The sequence below is a fragment of the Streptomyces sp. NPDC006393 genome (assembly GCF_040628575.1).
In the GTDB taxonomy this organism is placed as follows: Bacteria; Actinomycetota; Actinomycetes; order Streptomycetales; family Streptomycetaceae; genus Streptomyces.
This window is the reverse complement of sequence record NZ_JBEXZD010000003.1, coordinates 172,767-189,447: the sequence shown is the minus strand read 5'-3', so window position 1 is coordinate 189,447 and position 16,681 is coordinate 172,767. Positions and strand designations below refer to the sequence as shown.

General features: G+C 73.7%; 12 protein-coding genes. 9 read left to right on the top strand and 3 right to left on the bottom strand.

The features are described 5' to 3' along the window. Positions 1 to 61 precede the first annotated feature (61 nt). Together ABZ484_RS02925 and ABZ484_RS02920 are read left to right on the top strand one after the other, a co-directional pair. Entirely contained in the window at positions 62 to 358 is a 297-nt protein-coding gene (locus ABZ484_RS02925; protein WP_358864113.1) for a hypothetical protein, read from the top strand. A gap of 134 nt (positions 359 to 492) precedes the next feature. Continuing rightward, a complete protein-coding gene (locus ABZ484_RS02920; protein ID WP_358864112.1) occupies positions 493 to 1,389 on the top strand; it encodes a hypothetical protein in 897 nt (298 codons plus the stop codon). 217 nt (positions 1,390 to 1,606) lie between these two features. On the opposite strand, the gene ABZ484_RS02915 is transcribed toward ABZ484_RS02920, so the two are convergent. Continuing rightward, positions 1,607 to 1,789 (bottom strand): hypothetical protein, encoded by a 183-nt coding sequence (locus ABZ484_RS02915; RefSeq protein WP_086731275.1) that lies wholly within the window; start codon positions 1,787 to 1,789, stop codon positions 1,607 to 1,609. Positions 1,790 to 1,940: 151 nt separating this feature from the next. Further along, positions 1,941 to 2,996, bottom strand: a complete 1,056-nt coding sequence (locus ABZ484_RS02910; RefSeq protein ID WP_358864111.1) for an acyl-CoA desaturase — start codon at positions 2,994 to 2,996, stop codon at positions 1,941 to 1,943. A 330-nt stretch (positions 2,997 to 3,326) separates the two neighbouring features. Between ABZ484_RS02910 and ABZ484_RS02905 the strand changes: the two genes are divergently transcribed. After that, entirely contained in the window at positions 3,327 to 6,179 is a 2,853-nt protein-coding gene (locus ABZ484_RS02905) for a DEAD/DEAH box helicase (RefSeq protein WP_358864110.1), read from the top strand. After that, positions 6,176 to 7,468, top strand: a complete 1,293-nt coding sequence (locus tag ABZ484_RS02900; protein WP_358864109.1) for an SWF or SNF family helicase — start codon at positions 6,176 to 6,178, stop codon at positions 7,466 to 7,468. The genes ABZ484_RS02905 and ABZ484_RS02900 overlap by 4 nt, the downstream gene beginning before the upstream one ends. A gap of 317 nt (positions 7,469 to 7,785) precedes the next feature. Here the strand turns inward: ABZ484_RS02900 and xylA are convergent, their stop codons facing one another. Further along, the gene (gene xylA / locus ABZ484_RS02895; RefSeq protein ID WP_358864108.1) at positions 7,786 to 8,952 is read right to left on the bottom strand and encodes a xylose isomerase; all 1,167 of its coding nucleotides are present in this window, start codon (positions 8,950 to 8,952) and stop codon (positions 7,786 to 7,788) included. Between the two features lie 182 nt (positions 8,953 to 9,134). Between xylA and xylB the strand changes: the two genes are divergently transcribed. The 5 genes from xylB (at position 9,135) to ABZ484_RS02870 (ending at position 16,666) form a co-directional block, all read left to right on the top strand. Further along, complete coding sequence (gene xylB / locus ABZ484_RS02890) at positions 9,135 to 10,571, top strand: xylulokinase (RefSeq protein WP_358864107.1); 1,437 nt, start codon at positions 9,135 to 9,137, stop codon at positions 10,569 to 10,571. An 84-nt stretch (positions 10,572 to 10,655) separates the two neighbouring features. Beyond that, positions 10,656 to 11,864 carry an ROK family transcriptional regulator gene (locus ABZ484_RS02885; RefSeq protein ID WP_358864106.1) on the top strand — a complete coding sequence of 403 codons (1,209 nt, stop codon included), beginning with the start codon at positions 10,656 to 10,658 and terminating at the stop codon, positions 11,862 to 11,864. Positions 11,865 to 12,235: 371 nt separating this feature from the next. Beyond that, complete coding sequence (locus ABZ484_RS02880) at positions 12,236 to 12,835, top strand: N-acetylmuramoyl-L-alanine amidase (protein ID WP_358864105.1); 600 nt, start codon at positions 12,236 to 12,238, stop codon at positions 12,833 to 12,835. A gap of 164 nt (positions 12,836 to 12,999) precedes the next feature. Beyond that, positions 13,000 to 15,114: a SpoIIE family protein phosphatase gene (locus tag ABZ484_RS02875; protein ID WP_358864104.1), complete on the top strand. Its 2,115-nt coding sequence runs from the start codon at positions 13,000 to 13,002 to the stop codon at positions 15,112 to 15,114. Positions 15,115 to 15,511: 397 nt separating this feature from the next. Then, positions 15,512 to 16,666 (top strand): phosphodiester glycosidase family protein, encoded by a 1,155-nt coding sequence (locus ABZ484_RS02870; RefSeq protein ID WP_358864136.1) that lies wholly within the window; start codon positions 15,512 to 15,514, stop codon positions 16,664 to 16,666. The last annotated feature ends 15 nt before the right edge of the window (positions 16,667 to 16,681 follow it).

Genomic DNA, 16,681 nt, shown 5'->3' with positions numbered 1-16,681 from the left:
CTACTGTGAGTGGCAGCAGATGAACGATCTGTGCCGGTTTCCGCTCAGGGAAGGGGCCCGCATGTTCGGCAGACTCCGCAAGTCCTTCGCCGGAGTGGTCTCCTCGGTGCGCGCGGAGGGCGGCAGTGGCGGCCACGACCGCGCGCACAACCTGTTCGAGGCCGCCGCCGCTTATGTATCGGCCTGTGCGGAGGACGATCAGGAACGGATGGACGAGGCCGCCTCCTGGGTGTCGCCGGAGGCGCTCTCGTTCGGGGTGAGCGAGCTGGCCTGCCGTGCGGTGATCGCGCTGGCCCGGGAGCGGGACGAGTCGCCGCGGGCGGTGGCGCGGACGCTGCTGGGGCTTCCGGCGGCCTGAAACCGTGCGCGAGCAGGGGTCGTTTCGCCCCCCTCCAGGCGGAAAACTGCAGGTCCGAGAGGTCACCCCAGTCGTGACAACGGCCTTCCACTCGCACTAGGGTGCGCGCCGTTGGACGAAAGAGGGAGGCTGGCATGGCCGGGACGGACGAGGAAGCCGTCGCCGCCGAGGACGACGCGCTCTACGTGCTCACGGCGGTACTGCTGACACCGGCGCAGTTCCCGAGTGTGCTGGGCGACGACTACCCGGAGGCCTGTGCGGCGCTGGGCCTCGCACCGCTCGCCGAGGGGTACGGGCTGGTGCTCGGTCAGGACGGCACCGGGGCGCGGTGGACGGTCGCCATCGATGACGTGTCGCTGGTCGCCGTGGCCATCGCCTCCTGGGACTGCGGCATGGAGTACGACCTGTCGCCGGACGAGCGCACGGTCGTCGCGGCGCTGCCCGGCTGGCCCCTTGCGGTCGCCGTCGCGGCACCCGGGGTGCCCGCGCCGCACGACCCCGAGCCGGAGGCCTCGGACGGCCCCTTGCTGTCGCCGCCGGACACCAGTACCTGGGGGCCGGCACAGCGCCGCCTGGGCGCCGATGAGATCGCGCTGCAGTGGGCGATGTGGCGGGAGCAGATCGGCGACGACGCCTTCTCCACTCCGGGGGACCCGGGCACGGAAGCCGTGGGCGGCAAGGCCGGTGACGGGGCCGGGAAAGGCCAGGGAGCCGTGGCGGACGGCGCCTTGCCGGAGCGGTCCGGCGAGGCGGGGCCCACGGGGCATCGCGGCATCCGGCGCGTCCTGGCGGAGGCCCGCGCCTATGTGGACTCGCCGCCGCCGCTCGGCCGCGTCCGCTCGTCCTTCGCGCCCGGTGACGCACGGACCCTGCGAGCCGACGGCCCTGGCTGGTCCATGGTGGCCCGCACCGACGACATCGCCTTCGTCCTCCTCGACGAGGAGCCCGGCGAGGTCCTGCCGGTCGGCCGGGGCGCCGAACTGCCCGGTCTGCTCGAGGCCCTGGACAGGCTGGCGGTACGCCCCAGCTGATCCGGCCGTGGCTCCCCATGCCCAGTTGTCGCTCCACGTGGTGCCAACCCTGCGGGAACGGCACACGGCAGGGGAGCCCGGAGCTGCCCCCTCGTGCGGGTGCGTGGGGTGGAGTACGGCACGACGCCGCCCGCGGACCGGGCCGTGGACAGGCACCGCGGGCGGCGATGTCGTCAACTCGTGCGCCCCGGACGGGACACGCCGGGGCGGTAGTGCCTCAGCGGCCGAGCTCCTTGCGGGTGACGCGGCGCAGCCGGCGTCGCTGCGAGGGGTCCAGCGTGAGGTACGCGGCGGCCGGGACTCCCAGGACTATCAGGAGCGCGGCCCACCAGGGCAGCCAGATCAGCAGGATCAGCCCGGCCGCCACACCCCCTGCGGCGATCTTCGCGTTCTTCGACATCTGTCGCCTCCTTCGCGGCCACTGCTGCCGCTCTCTGTCGTGGAAACGGCCCCGGGGCCCCCGCGGTTCCGCCCGCGGCCCCGAGACGCCCCTGAGAGATCCCTGAGCCGCACCCCTACGGGCCGCGGCCCGCTCCACGTCCACTGTGCGTCTACTGTGCCCGGAGCGGCTCCCCCACCTCGTGCAGATGGCGCAGGGCCTGCCGATAGGAGTCGACGAGGCCGGTCTCCGCGTAGGTGATGCCCAGTTCCCGGCAGTGGGCACGCACCAGGGGCTGGGCGAGCCGCAGGTGCGGGCGGGGCATGCTGGGGAACAGATGGTGCTCGATCTGGTAGTTGAGTCCGCCGAGGAACCAGTCGGTCAGGGCTCCGCCGCGGATGTTGCGTGAGGTGAGCACCTGGCGGCGCAGATGCCCCCAGCGTTCGCCGTTCGGGTCGGGCATCTCCATGCCCTTGTGGTTGGGCGCGAAGGACAGGCCCAGGTGCAGTCCGAACAGCGCCTGATGGAGCGCGGCGAACGCCAGCGCCTTCTCGGGGGACAGGACGGTCAGCAGCAGGGTGATGTAGGCCACGACGTGGGCCACGAGCAGCGCCCCCTCCAGCGCCCGTTCCCGGGGCGGCTGCCGGCGCAGGTCCTGGAAGCTGTGGACCTTGAGGGCGACGCCTTCGAGGAGGGTGAGCGGGAAGAACAGCCAGGCCTGGTTGCGGGTGAGCCAGCGGCGCCAGCCGTTGCGGTCGCCGGTCTGCTCACCGGTGAAGACCAGCACGTCCGCGGCGACGTCCGGGTCCTTGTCGATGTGGTTGGGGTTGGCGTGATGCCGGTTGTGCTTGGTGTTCCACCAAGAGTAGCTCAGGCCGAGCAGCAGGTTGCCGTGCACCAGTCCGATGAGCCGGCCGGCGGACTTGTCGCCGGTGATCTGCGCGTGGCCCGCGTCGTGGCCGATGAAGGCCGTGCGGGCGAACAGCACGGCGAGCGGCGGCGCCAGGAGCAGCGCCCACCAGGAGTCTCCGATCAGGACGAGGCCCGCGACCACGCCGGCCAGGGCGAGCGCGTTGGCCGCGATGACACGCGCGTACCAGGCGTACCGCCGTCCCAGAAGGCCGTGGTCCTTGACCGCGCGCAGCAGGGGGGCGAACTCGCTGCCGGCGGACGGGCCACCGGTCCTTGCTTCGGTACCGTCCGCGACGGCTGCGGCGGGCTGGGGCATGGTGAGGTCTCCGGCTCTCTCTCGGCAACGGCCTGACCTGAGGAAACGTACGAACGAAGGGCCTGTGCGGACCATGGCGCCAGCCCCCGAGTGCTTAGGGGGGCCAGCCCCGCGCGGGCACGGGGGTTGACGGCACCCCAGGGTGGCGCGGCGGCGGCCACGGGACCGCGCGGTGGCGGCCCCCGTCAGCCCGGCCGCACCGTCGGTCAGCGTGGTGGCATACGTCACCTCCGAGGCGTTCCCGGTGGGCCGTCGCGGTGCTGTACCCTCGGCGGCTCCACCCCCAGTAGTCAAATTTGAGGAATCGGTATCGCTGTGCACAGCACTGCCTTGGCAACACCGACCGAGATCTCCGAACTGGCCCACTGCTGTGCCGTCTTCGTGCCGGCGGACCCGGCCCGTGCCGGCCGGGTCGCCTTCTGGCGTCCCGACGGCAACGCTCCCCCGGCCGTCCCCGGCGCGCGGATGGAGGACCTGACGGTCGTCCTGCCCCTGGACGGTGGCGTCGAGCCGGTGACCGTGCCCGCGGTCCTGCTGTCCGTGCGGGCGGCCCTGCCCGTGCTCACGCGCGCGCGTGCCACCGAGTACGGCCATCGTGCCTGTGTGTTCTGGGGTGCCGCGGCCCTGCTGGCCCTGCACTTCACGGCGCGCGGCCTGCTGCTGCCGGGACTGTCCGCCGGTGATCACGACGCCTGGCGCGCGGCTCCGCTGCGCGGCCAGGACACCGATCGGGTCCGGGAACTGGCCGCCTCGATGCCGCCCGAGGCGCACGCCGTCCCGCTCGAGGACACCGAGCACCTGCTGCTGCCCGACCAGGAGCGGCTGCTGCGCGCCTTCCTGGACGCGGTCGCCGACACACTGCCCCGCACAGCCGCCGCTTCCCTCCTCACGGGCGGACCGGCCTACGCGGCGCCGGAGCCGCAGCACGTCCCGGAGCAGCGGGCGTGGGCCGCCGAGGTCGCCGCGGGACACGACGCCGGGGTGCGGATCTCCCTGCGCGTAGAGGTGACAGGACTGGACCACGCCGGGCGGGACGGCGACCGGGATCCGGGATTCCGCGCGGTGCTGCAGGTGCACAGCGTGAGCGATCCCGCGCGGGTCGCCGACGCCGCCGAGGTATGGGCCGGTTCCGGCGCGGCGGACGGCGCGTTCGGCGCTCGGACACGTACGGACGTCCTGCTCGCCCTGCGCCGCGCGGCCCGCTCCTGGCCGGCGCTGACGCCGCTGCTCTCGGCTACCGTGCCGGACTCCGTCGACCTCGCCGACGAGGAGGTCGCCGAGCTCCTCGGAGAGGCGGCCCGGGTGCTCGCCGCGGCCGGAGTGGAGGTGCACTGGCCCGCGGAGGCGGTACGCGGGATGGCCACCGGGGTGGCCATCGGGCCGCCCGAGGACACGGAGGGTTCCGGCGTCGCCCCCGCGGACACCCGGTCGGTCCTGTCCGCGGACGCCCTGCTCGCCTTCGATCCCTGGTTCGCGCTGGGCGACCAGCGGCTCACGCGCGCCGAACTGGACCGCCTGGCGGAAGCGAACCGGCCCCTGGTGCGGCTGCGCAACCAGTGGGTCCTGGTCGATCCCGGTGAGGTGCGCCGGGCCCGGTCGTGGCAGGACAGGAAGATCAGTCCGGTGGAGGCGCTGGGCGCCGCCCTGACGGGCTCCGCCGAGGTCGACGGCCACCGGGTCGAGGTGCGCCCGACGGGATGGCTGGCGGCCCTGCGGGACCGGCTGACGGATCCGGCGGCGCGGCAGCCCGTGGAGCAGCCGGCCGCACTCGACGCCCGGCTGCGCGACTACCAGCTGCGCGGCCTGGGGTGGCTGGCCCACATGACGTCGTCGGGGCTGGGGTGCTGCCTGGCCGACGACATGGGACTCGGCAAGACGATCACACTGATCGCGCTCCATCTGCACCGGCAGGGCGACCCGGCCACCGCCGGACCCACCCTCGTGGTGTGCCCCACCTCGCTGATGGGCAACTGGCAGCGGGAGATCGAGCGGTTCGCGCCCGGTACCCCGGTGCGGCGCTTCCACGGCGCCCACCGCGATCTGGCCGACCTGGCCGACGACGGGTTCGTCCTGACCACGTACGGCACGATGCGCCTGGACGCGCGGCGGCTCGCCGACGCCGGGTGGGGCATGGTCGTGGCGGACGAGGCCCAGCACGTGAAGAACCCGTACTCGGCGACGGCCCGGCAGCTGCGCACCATCGGTGCACGCGCGCGCGTGGCGCTCACCGGCACTCCCGTGGAGAACAACCTGTCCGAGCTGTGGGCGATCCTGGACTGGGCGACGCCGGGACTGCTGGGCCGGCTGGGCACCTTCCGCGCCCGCCACGCGCAGGCCGTGGAGAGCGGCCGGGACCCGGCGGCGGCCGAGCGGCTCGCCCGGCTGGTCGGCCCCTTCCTGCTGCGCCGCCGCAAGTCGGACCCGGGCATCGCACCCGAGCTGCCGCCGAAGACCGAGACCGACCGTGCCGTGTCGCTCACCGGGGAGCAGACGGGCCTCTACGAGGCCCTGGTGCGCGAGACGCTCGCGGAGATCGCCGGTGCGGACGGCATGGCCCGGCGGGGCCTGATCGTGAAGCTGCTGACCGGCCTGAAGCAGATCTGCAACCATCCGGCGCAGTTCCTCAAGGAGGAGCGGCCGACGATCGCGGGCCGATCCGGGAAGCTGGAACTGCTGGACGAGCTGCTCGACACCATCCTCTCCGAGGGCGCGAGCGTCCTGGTCTTCACCCAGTACGTGCGGATGGCACGTCTGATCGAACGGCATCTGGCGGCACGCGGGATGCGGTCGCAGTTCCTGCACGGCGGCACACCGGTCACGGAGCGGGAGGCGATGGTCCGGCGCTTCCAGGACGGTGACGTGCCGGTGTTCCTGCTGTCGCTGAAGGCCGCGGGCACCGGGCTGAACCTCACGCGCGCGGAGCACGTCGTGCACTACGACCGCTGGTGGAACCCCGCGGTCGAGGCGCAGGCCACCGACCGCGCGTACCGCATCGGGCAGAGCCGGCCCGTGCAGGTGCACCGGCTGATCGCCGAGGGCACGATCGAGGACCGCATCGCCGACCTGCTGCACCGCAAACGGAACCTGGCCGAGGCGGTCCTGGGGGCGGGCGAGGCGGCGCTCACCGAACTGACGGACGCGGAACTGGCCGACCTGGTGGAGCTTCGAGGAGGACCCCGATGAACGACCACACCATCGACACGGAGCGGACGTTCGCCGCACTGCCACCCGCGCGGGAACGCGGCTTCGCCCGGACCTGGTGGGGTCACGCCTGGCTGAAGGCGCTGGAGGACACGGCGCTGGACGCACAGCAGGTGCGGACGGGCCGCCGGCTCGCCCGTGCGGGAGCCGTCGGCGCGGTGTCGGTGCGCCCGGGCCGCATCACGGCCGTGGTGCACGACCCGGACGGTACGGCGCACCGCGCGGACGTCCTGCTGGAGCGGTTGTCCGACGACGAGTGGGCCCGGTTCCTGGACGTGGCCGTCGAACGGTCCGGTCACCTCGCCGCACTGCTCGACCACGACCTGCCGCCGCACCTCGTCGAGGACGCCACGGCGGCCGGGATCGAACTGCTCCCAGGGATCGGGGATCTGGAACCGGAGTGCGACTGTGGCGCCTGGGACCACTGCGGCCACACGGCGGCCCTCTGCCACCTGGTGGCTCGGCTGCTGGACCAGGATCCGTTCGTGCTGCTGTTGATGCGCGGTCGTGACGAGCGCGCCCTGTTCGGCGAGTTGAGTGCCCGCGACACGGTCGCGGACGCCGACGAGCCGCCCGCGCCGGACGGCGTGGACGCCGCGGAGGCCTATGCCGCGGCGTGCGTCCTGCCTCCGCTGCCGCCGCTGCCCGATCCGCCGAGGGAGCCGGGGCTCCCACCGTCCCTGGTCACCGAGGCGCCCCCTGCGCCCGGCGTCGATCCGGCCGCGCTGGAGCTCCTGGCCGCGCAGACCGCCGGCGCGGCTCGCGGATGGCTCAGTGAGGCTCTGGACACCTCGTCGAAGACCCATCCCTTCGACGGCGGTCCGACCGTCGCACAGGACGCCGTACGCCTCGCCGCCGGTGCACCGGGCAGCCGGGCCTGCGAGGGTGCGGTGCTGGACCGGCTGGCCACAGGCTCGGGGCGCGGCAAGGCACAGCTCGAGCGTGCCGTACGGGCCTGGCGGGCCGGCGGCTCGGCCGGGCTGTCCGTGCTCGAGGAGGAGTGGACTCCCGGCGAAGAGGCTCAGGCACGCGCGCGTGCCGCCTTGGAATCGGCCTGGGAGGACGGCGAACGGCCCCCTCTGCGGGTGGCGGGCAACCGCTGGACCGTCGTCGGCGCGGGGCACCAGCTCCGCCTGGGGCGGGACGGCCGCTGGTGGCCGTACCGGAAGGAGGACGGCCACTGGGTGCCGGCCGGGGGCGCGGCCCTGGACCCGGCGACGGCACTGGCCGCGGCGGAAGGTGCCACGGCCATGGACGAGGAGAGCGGCTGAGCAGCGGCACGGAGGGCGCCGACGGGGGCGTTCGAGGCCGTACGCCGGCGGCGTGCGCCCCCGGCGGGCAGAGGCGGCCGACGCGCTCCCCGCGGCCAAGAGGCCCCTGCACACCTCCCCGCGGCCAAGAGGCGACCCTCCGCACCTCCCCGCGGCCAACCTGCATCGCAGGTTCCCGGCGGACAGTAGTGCCCGGGACCTCGACCGGCCGTTCCGCATGGGCGTGAGACGGCGGTGAGTACGCGCCTGCCACAGCGCCTCTGAGATGCCGACGGGTGTCCGGCACGCGCGCGTGCCGGACACCTCGCACCTGTGGGTCAGCCCCGCGCCCCCAGCAGGTGGTCCATGGCGAGCTGGTCCAGGCGCTCGAAGGCCATGCCGCGCGCGGCGGCCGCGTCGACGTCGAAGTCCTCGAAGGCCGAACGGTCCGCGAGCAGCGCCTGGAGGCCGTCGGCCGCCGTGGGCTGCGCCAGCTGGTCGAGCCGGGCGGCGCGCAGGGCCTCCTGGACCTCCGGGTCGGCGCGGAAGGCGGCCGCGCGCTCCTTGAGGATGAGGTAGTTGCGCATGCAGCCGGCCGCCGACGCCCACACGCCGTCGAGGTCCTCGGTCCGCGGCGGCTTGAAGTCGAAGTGGCGCGGGCCCTCGTAGCCGGCGCTCTCCAGCAGGTCGACCAGCCAGAAGGCGGCACGCAGGTCACCGGCGCCGAAGCGCAGGTCCTGGTCGTACTTGATGCCGGACTGGCCGTTGAGGTCGATGTGGAAGAGCTTGCCCGCCCACAGGGCCTGGGCGATGCCGTGCGGGAAGTTCAGGCCGGCCATCTGCTCGTGGCCCACCTCGGGGTTGACGCCGTACAGCTCGGGGCGCTCCAGGCGCTCGATGAACGCCAGGGCGTGGCCGACGGTGGGCAGCAGGATGTCGCCGCGCGGCTCGTTCGGCTTGGGCTCGATGGCGAAGCGGAGGTCGTAGCCCTGGGCGGTGACGTACTCGCCGAGGAGGTCGAAGGCCTCCTTCATGCGGTCGAGGGCGGCGCGGACGTCCTTGGCGGCGCCGGACTCGGCGCCCTCGCGGCCGCCCCAGGCCACATAGGTCTTCGCGCCCAGCTCGGCCGCGAGGTCGATGTTGCGGATCGTCTTGCGCAGCGCGTAGCGGCGCACGTCGCGGTCGTTGGCGGTGAACGCGCCGTCCTTGAAGACGGGGTGCGTGAAGAGGTTGGTGGTGGCCATCGGCACGGTCATGCCGGTCGCGTCGAGCGCCTGCCGGAAGCGCTTGATGTGCGACTCGCGCTCGGTGTCGGAGGACCCGAAGGGGATCAGGTCGTCGTCGTGGAAGGTCACTCCGTGGGCGCCCAGTTCGGCCAGGCGCTGCACCGTCTCGACCGGGTCGAGGGCGCGGCGCGTGGCGTCGCCGAACGGGTCCCGTCCCTGCCAGCCGACGGTCCACAGGCCGAAGGTGAACCTGTCCTCGGGGGTGGGCTGGTAGTTCATGCCGCGGCTCCTTGCTCGCTTGCGACTATTTCGTCATGGCGGTTTACAAATTAGTATGCCGACGCGTCCCTGGGAAGGGACAGGGGGTCCCGACCGGTGTCACACTCGGGTCGCGGGCCCCGGAGGAACGTTGAAACCGCAGGTCAGATCCCGTGAGCCGCGAAAAAAGTTAGGGAGAGCCGATGTCAGCAGCCGAGGGTCCGCTCGTCGTCGGTGTGGACTCGTCCACCCAGTCCACCAAGGTGCTCGTCGTCGACGCGGCCACCGGTCGGGTCGTGGCTAGCGGCCAGGCGCCGCACACCGTGTCCTCGGGGGCGGGCCGCGAGAGCGACCCACGTCAGTGGTGGGACGCCCTGCGCGCGGCGCTGCACCAGTGCGGGGAGGCGGCGCACGAGGCCGCCGCCGTCTCGGTCGCCGGCCAGCAGCACGGGCTCGTCACCCTGGACGCCCAGGGCGAACCCGTACGCCCAGCGCTGCTGTGGAACGACGTGCGCTCGGCCCCGCAGGCGCGGCGCCTCGTTTCCGAACTGGGCGGCCCGAAGGCGTGGGCGGAGCGCACGGGCAGCGTGCCCGGCGCCTCCTTCACGGTGACGAAGTGGGCCTGGCTCGCCGAGCACGAACCGGAGGCGGCACGGTCGGTGGCGGCGGTGCGGCTGCCGCACGACTACCTCACCGAGCGGCTGACGGGCCAGGGCACCACCGACCGGGGTGACGCCTCGGGAACGGGCTGGTGGGCGTCGGCGACCGAGGCCTACGACGAGGAGGTCCTCGCCCGGGTCGGGCTCGACCCGGCGCTGCTCCCCCGGGTGGTCCGGCCCGGCGAGGTGGCGGGAACGGTGCGTGACATCCACGACCTGCCGTTCTCCAAGGGCACCCTGGTCGCGTCCGGCACCGGTGACAACGCCGCCGCCGCGCTCGGCCTCGGGCTGCGCCCCGGCACGCCGGTGCTGAGCCTCGGCACCTCGGGCACGGTGTACGCGGTGTCGCGGCACCGCCCCGCCGACCCCTCCGGCACCGTGGCGGGCTTCGCGGACGCGCACGGCGACTGGCTGCCGCTGGCCTGCACCCTGAACTGCACCCTCGCCGTCGACCGGGTCGCCGCCCTGCTCGGCCGAGACCGGGAGGCCGTCGAGCCGGGCACCACCGTCACCCTGCTGCCCTACCTGGACGGCGAACGCACCCCTGACCTGCCCGACGCGTCCGGGCTGCTGCACGGCCTGCGTCACGACACGACCGCCGGACAGCTGTTGCAGGCCGCCTACGACGGCGCCGTCCACTCCCTGCTCGGCGCGCTGGACCTGGTCCTCGACCAGGACGCCGACCGGACCACTCCCCTGCTGCTGATCGGCGGCGGCGCCCGGGGCACGGCGTGGCAGCAGACGGTGCGGCGGCTGTCGGGACGGCCGGTGCAGGTCCCGCAGGCCAGGGAACTGGTCGCCCTGGGCGCCGCCGCGCAGGCGGCGGGCCTGCTGACGGGCGAGTCCCCGGCCGCGGTCGCCCGCCGCTGGAACACCGCCGACGGACCGGTGCTGGAGGCCGTGGAGCGGGACGAGGAGACGCTGGCGAGGATCTCCGGGGTACTCTCCGACGCGGCCCCGCTGCTGGAGCGGGGCCGCTGACCTGCTGACCGGACCGGCGGGCAGCCGCCGGCAGGCACGGCGGCGGGATCCCGCCGCCGGACACCGACCGAGGACGACGGAGGCATGACCGCACCGCTGCACGAGCCGCACCCCGCCCGGCCCGGACGGGCGCTGCCCGACACCCAGCAGGGCATGCGTCGCCGCAACCTCGCCCGGGTCATGCACACCGTCAGCGCCGAGGGGCCGCTGTCCCGGGCGGCGGTGGCCTCCCGCATCGGTCTGACCCGTGCGGCGGTGTCGACGCTCGTCGACGAGCTCATCCGCTCGGCGCTGCTCGAGGAGCTGGGCCCCGAGCGGCCCGGCCGGGTGGGCCGCCCCGGCTCGGCGCTGGCCGTCAGCGGGCGCGGGCCGGCCGGGGTCGGTGCGGAGGTGGGCGTCGATCACCTCGCCGCCTGCGTGGTCGACCTGCGCGGCCAGGTGCGGGCGCGTGCGGTCCGGCACGGCACGAACCGGGGACGCTCCGCCGAACCGGTGGCGAAGGACCTCACCGCGCTGATATCCCAGGTGGTCGCCGAGGCGGAGCAGCAGGGCCTGTGGCCGGCGGGACTCGCCGTCGCCGTGCCCGGTCTGATCGCCCGGGACGGCCGTACGGTCGTGCGGGCACCCAACCTCGACTGGCACGACACCGACTTCGCCGCCCTGCTGCCGGAGGAGTTCGCCCCGGCCGTGGACAACGAGGCGAACTTCGGTGCCCTGGCGGAGCTCTGGCTCGGCGAGGACACGCCACGGGACTTCCTGCATGTGTCGGCGGAGATCGGCATCGGTGCCGCGGTGATGGTCGACGGGCGGCTGCTGCGCGGTACCCGCGGCTTCGCGGGTGAGCTGGGACATGTGCCGGTCGAGCCCGAGGGGCCCGCGTGCCCGTGCGGCGGGCGCGGGTGCCTGGAGCAGTACGCGGGCGAGGAGGCGGTGCTGCGGGCGGCGGGCCTGGAACCGGGCGAGGGCCGCGTCGGGCTGCTCGCCACCCGCGCCGAGGACGGTGACGAGGGCGTGCGGCGCGCGCTGAGCGACGCCGGTACGGCGCTCGGCATCGCGTTGACCGGCGCCGTCAATCTGCTCGATCCCGAAACCGTCGTGCTGGGCGGGGCGCTGGCGGCTCTCGCGCCCTGGCTGCTGCCGTCGCTGGAGGCCGAGCTGGCCCGGCGCACGGCCGGACCGGCCTGCCCGGTGTCCGTGTCCCGGTTCGGACCCGAAGGTCCGCTCCTGGGTGCGGCGCACGCGGTGGTACGGGCCGTCCTCGACGACCCGGCGGCGGTCGCCGAACGCGCCTGACCACAGGCCCACTTCACTCGTTCGGGTGGCCGGCTTTTCCACAGTCCCCCGCCTGTCCACCGAACGCGGCGATGCTCTTCTGCCCAACCCCCGGGCCCCGTACCGTAATTCACGCGAGCGCCGATCCGGACCGGGACGGAGAGGCGCGAGCGAGCGGCCGCCTCACCTTGGCCGTCGGGCGCGACACCAGCCACACCGGTGCGGCCGTGCTCCGCGGGGAGCGGCGTGCCGTACGCGAGACTCACCGCCACCGAGACACTTCCCCGAAGCCGGACATCCCGCGAGCAACCGATCCCCTACCAGCGAAGAGCAACCCCACAAGGACGAGCACCCCACGACGACGAGCAACCTCACGAGAAAGGCCATCGCCCATGGACCGGGCCGGACTCCAGCCCACCAGACGACGGATCCTGAAGGGCGCCGCCCTGGCCGTCGTTCCCTACGCGTTACTTCCCGCCACCCGGGCAGGAGCCCGGACCGAGGCCGTCGACTATCCGCCCGCCGAGTGGCAGCCGGCGAGCATCTCCAACTACACGGCCTCCGACCGGCCCACCAGCTACTCCATCGACCGAGTGATCATCCACGTCACCCAGGAGACGTACGCCAACACCCTGGCCATCTTCCAGAACCCCCAGAAGAAGGTGTCCGCGCACTACCTCGTCCGGTCCGCCGACGGGCACGTCGCGCAGTGCGTCCATGAGGCGGACATCGCCTGGCACGCCGGGAACTGGGACTACAACACGCACAGCATCGGCATCGAGCACGAGGGGTGGGTGGACGAGCCGGCCTATTTCACCGACGCACTGTACGAGCAGTCGGCCAGACTCACCTCGGCCCTCTGCGACCGGTACGGGATCCCCAAGGACCGGGCGCACATCATCGGGCACTACGAGGTACCCGGCACGGACCACACCGATCCCGGGCCGAACTGGGACTGGGTCCGCTACATAAGACTGGTCAACCTCGCCTGAGGGACACCGTGCTCCCCGCCGGCCGCCGGCGGTCGTGCGGCCAGGGTGCCTGGGCGTGCGGCGCGCCCGCGGGCGGAGCACGCTGGAGAGGCGCCTCGGGCGCGTGCCGGTGGGCGCGTGCCCGGGCGGGCCGGGTGCGTCGGCCGAGCCCGAAGGAGGTCCCAGTGGCGTACGGCGATCCGGGACGGCCCGTGGACAAGACGTCGGCCGCCATGCTGGAGGCACTGTTCACCAGCTCACCGGTCGGGCTCCATCTGCTGGACACCGACCTGCGGGTGGTGCGGCTGAACACCGCGACGCCCGGCATGCGAGGTGTCCACATGGACGACCTGGTGGGACGGCCCGTCCGCGACGTGTACCACATGGTCGAGGACAGCGACATGGAGACCGTGCTGCACCATGTGCTGGAGACCGGGGAGCCCCTGTGGCAGCGCATCGTGCGGGCGCAGATCAAGGGGGAGCGGCCCGAGGAACGCCACTTCGAGGTCACCGCCATGCGTCTGGAGAGGAAGGGGCCGCGGCCGGAGGTGCTCGGGCTGGCGGTCACCGCGGTCGACGTCACGGAGCGTGAGCGGGGGCGTGCCCGCACCCGGGTGCTCGACGCAGTGCGGCGGCGGGTGGGGCGGGCGCTGGATCCGGCGGTGACCGGTGAGGAACTCGTCGAGGCCGTGGTTCCGGAGTTCGCGGACGTCGCGATCGTGGAGGTGGTGGACTCGGTGATCCGCGGGGACGAGCCGCCGCCGGCCCCGCTGCCGCCGGGCACCGCGCTGATGCGCACCGCCTTCCGCAGCGGCCACGCGCACCCGCCGCAGGCGTATCCGGTGGGTGAGGTGCGCCGGCTGCCGGGGCCCACGCCCTTCAGCCAGGCGCTGGCCGATCTGCGTCCCCGGGTGGTGCCCCTGCACGCGTCCGACTCGTGGATGTCCGTCGACCCGCCCCGCGCGGAGGCGATGCACTCCTCGGAGTCGCACACCCTGCTGGTGGTGCCGCTGGCGCTGCGCGACACGGCGCTGGGCCTGGTCAGCCTGTACCGCACCGGACAGTCGCCGCCGTTCGACACGGGCGACCGGCAGCTCGCGGTCGAGCTGGCCGCTCACACCGCCCTGGCCATCGACAACGCGCGGCGTTACATCCGCGAGCACACCATCGCTGCCACCGTCCAGCGTCAGCTGCTGCCCCGGCGCCCCGAGACGCACCCGTCGCTGGAGACCGCCTATCTGTCGGTGAGCGGTGCCGACCCCGGCGCCTGGTACGACACCATGACGCTGTCCAGCGCCCGGACCGCGCTCGTGATCGGCAACGTCTCCGGGCGGGGCCTGAACGCGGCGGCCAGCATGGGGCAGCTGCGAACGGTCGTACGGTCCCTGTCGGCGTTCGACCTCGCCCCGGACGAGCTCCTGGCCCGGCTGCACGACACAGCTGCCGAACTTGCGTTCGAGCGAGCGAATCTGCCGCTGGGAGATCCCCTCCGCCGGGAGGCACTCACCGCCGACTGCGCGTACGCCATCCACGACCCCCTGACCGGCACCTGCGTCATGGCCACGGCCGGGTATCTCGCCCCCGTGGTGATCCGCCCCGACCACAGCATGAGCGTTCCCGACACCCCGGCCGGACCGTGTCTGGGCGCGCCGGAGGACGCGCCCTTCGCGACCACCGAGTTCGATGTGCCGGCCGGCAGCGTCCTGGTCTTCACCAGCGACCCGCTGGTCACCGGCTACCTCGCGGAGTCCTCCCGCCCGCTGCGGGCGGCGCCGGACTACGCCGAGCGGCCGCTGCAGGAGCTGTGCGACGACATCGTCTACAGCCTCCCCGAGGGCCTGGGTGCGGGAGACGCCGCGGTGATCATCGCGCGTACCCACTCCTTCCCGGCCGAGGGGTTCGCGAGCTGGCGGTTCGACGACGACCACGCCTCGGTGGCGACCGCTCGCCGTCGTACCGGCGAGCAGCTGGCCGAGTGGGGCGTGGACGACGAGACGGCCTTCAACACACAGCTCATCGTCAGCGAACTCGTCACCAACGCCCTGCGGTACGGGGCGCCGCCCATCGAGGTCCGCCTCATCCACGACCGCGCGCTCACCTGCGAGGTCCGCGACGCGGGCCAGGCCGCGCCACACCTGCGGCACGCCCGGGTGGCCGACGAGGGCGGCCGTGGTCTGTTCATCGCCGCGGAGCTGGCGCAGTCGTGGGGCGTGCGGTATGTGAACTCGGGCAAGATGGTCTGGACCGAGCAGCCGCTCGCGGACGAACGGGTGACGCCCACGGCCGCCGCGCCGGTCTGACCGACCTCCCCTCCCCCTCCGTGCCGGTTCCGCGTGCGGGATCGCGACTCCCCGCGCGCCGGCTCTCGCGTGCGGGATCCCAACACCCCTGTGATCGACGTACGTCGCCACCGCTGAGGCCGGCGCGAGCGGCCCGGCCGGGGCACCGCTGAGCCTGGCCCGAGCGCCCGCCGTCGCCGCGCGAAGCACCCGAAGGAGTGCGTTTTCCCGTCCGTTCCCGCGTCGTCGGCGTCCGCACACCGCGCGCGGCACCGGCTTCTGGTGCACTTCCCTGAGTTCAGGCGAAGTTGACGAGACATCAGGGGACACGGTGGGCACTTCGACATGCCGTTGCGCACGGCTCAGAACGGCGCTGACGATCCTCCTGGCCTGCGGCTCGCTGGCCGGCACGGCCCTGGTGGGGGCCTCCCCGGCCAGCGCCGGTGGCGCGCGGCCCGCCGAGGTGATCGCCCCGGGCGTCGAGTACCGCGACTTCGACCTCGCCGCGGCCCACGGCGTGACCCACGCGCACCTGATCAGCGTCGACCTGGACAACAAGCACGTACGGGTCGGCCTGCTGCGTCCGCGTGCGGTGGCGGCGCGGGGCACGGTGTCCCAACTCGCTGATGCACAGGGCGCGCTGGCCGGGGTCAACGGCGACTTCTTCCACATCTCCGAGAGCCAGCACCCGGGCGTCGCGGTCACCGGCTCGGCCGTCGGTCCGGAGATCGCCGACGGGCGCGTCCTCAAGGCCGCGGTGCCGCGCGGCCAGCGCTTCGGGCCCGCCCTGCCGTCGGGCACGACGACCGAGGACGTGCTCGGTGTGGGCACGGACCGCACCGCGCGCCTGGACCGCCTGACCCTCTCCGGCTCGGTGAGCACGCCGGAGGGGGTGTGGAAGCTCGGCGGTCTCAACCAGTACGCGCTGCCGGTCGGTTCGATCGGGGCCTACACCTCCGCCTGGGGCAGCGCCTCACGGGCGCGGGCCACCTGCGGCACGGACTCCAGCAGAAGCGCTCCGTGCAGCACGGACACCTACGAGGTGACCGTCAGGGGCGATCAGGTCGTCGCCACGGCGGGCAAGCCCGGCGGCGGCACCATCCCGGCCGGCACCACGGTCCTGGTGGGCCGCGAGGCCGGAGCGCGGCAGCTGCGCAAGCTGGTCAAGGGCGAGTCGGTGCGGGTGGAGCACCGCATGACGGCGGCGTCGGGGGCCGCCTACGCCTTCGCCGTCGGCGGGTTCCCCGTGCTGCGGCACGGCGCGCCACTGGCCGGCCTGGACAAGACGGCCACGGCGGTGCGCACCGCGGTGGGCATCGGGAGCGGCGGCCACCGTCTGCTGCTTCTCGCCCTGGACGGCGGGTCCAAGTACCGCAGCGGTCTGACGGTGGCCGAACTCGCCTCGGAGCTGCGGAAACTGGGTGCCACGGAGGGATTCAGCCTGGACGGCGGCGGTTCCAGCACGCTGGTCGTCCGCAAGCCCGGGAAGGGCTCGGTGAGCGTGCTCAATCACCCGAGCGGGGGCGCCGAACGGGCGGTGGCGAACGGGGTCGGGGTCTTCTCCGCCTCGTGAGCGGTCCGGCGAGGC